Here is a 737-nt window from a genome sequence, read left to right on the forward strand (position 1 = left end):
ACATAGTCGGCGTCTTTGTGGAAGATCTCCGCGCGGAGATTGCCGCGGTTGAGAGCATGGTACAGTCCGCCCGCTTCATCCGCCCGAGGCGCTCGTGGCATGGTCTGGTCCTCCCGATTTGAAGAGGCCCCCATCCTAACCCTCACCGATGGCTCAACAAAGAGGCCTGACCCCTTTGTTTCGTCCTTGTTTCGTCCAGCAGCTTAGGCTTAAGCCCGTGCCATTCGGGCCTGACCCCTTTGATGCGTCTGCGTGACCCCTTTGATGCGTCTTACTCTGATAGTTTTTTTACAACGACAACCACTTCCGCTGGCGTTTCTGAGTCGTCTTTTCGGTGCATAAGGACTACCTCTGTGGAATCAGATGGGTTCCATTCGGTAAGATAAAGAGCCTCTTCGTCGTCAGGGAAATCGTCGTTTCTCCAGTCGCCCTGGAAGGCGGGCTCCCCAAAGATGTCCCTGGCTTCAGCCTCCCAATGGCGCATCGATGCCAGAATATCAGCATGTCCCTCGCGAGCGACAATAAACTCTGCTCGTGTGAAAATTCCGTCTTCCAACAGAATGTTGACTGAAATTACTGGAGGAATCCAATCGAACGAAATCCACTCGTAGTCGCTGTTAGATTCCGGAATACGCCACTTTTCAACCAATCGTAGTGCTCGTGTGATGTTTTCGACATTGGAGAACATCCCGTGCAATATGGCATCGCTTATCTCTTGAACGATTTTCTTCATTGGG

Annotated in this window: 1 protein-coding gene; it reads right to left on the reverse strand. The window is 52.1% G+C overall.

Features of this window, described 5'->3' with window-relative positions; genetic code table 11:
• Positions 1-271: 271 nt before the first annotated feature.
• On the reverse strand, positions 272-733 hold the full coding sequence (locus tag H1B37_RS14295; protein WP_182867347.1) for a hypothetical protein: 462 nt from the start codon (positions 731-733) through the stop codon (positions 272-274).
• Positions 734-737 lie beyond the last annotated feature (4 nt).

It is taken from the genome of Stieleria mannarensis (genome assembly GCF_014154935.1).
Taxonomy (GTDB): domain Bacteria; phylum Planctomycetota; class Planctomycetia; order Pirellulales; family Pirellulaceae; genus Stieleria; species Stieleria mannarensis.

What these genes read in the sequence shown, in the direction of transcription:
- H1B37_RS14295 (WP_182867347.1), bottom strand. Translation starts at nt 733, where the DNA reads ATGAAGAAAATCGTTCAAGAGATAAGCGATGCCATATTGCACGGGATG.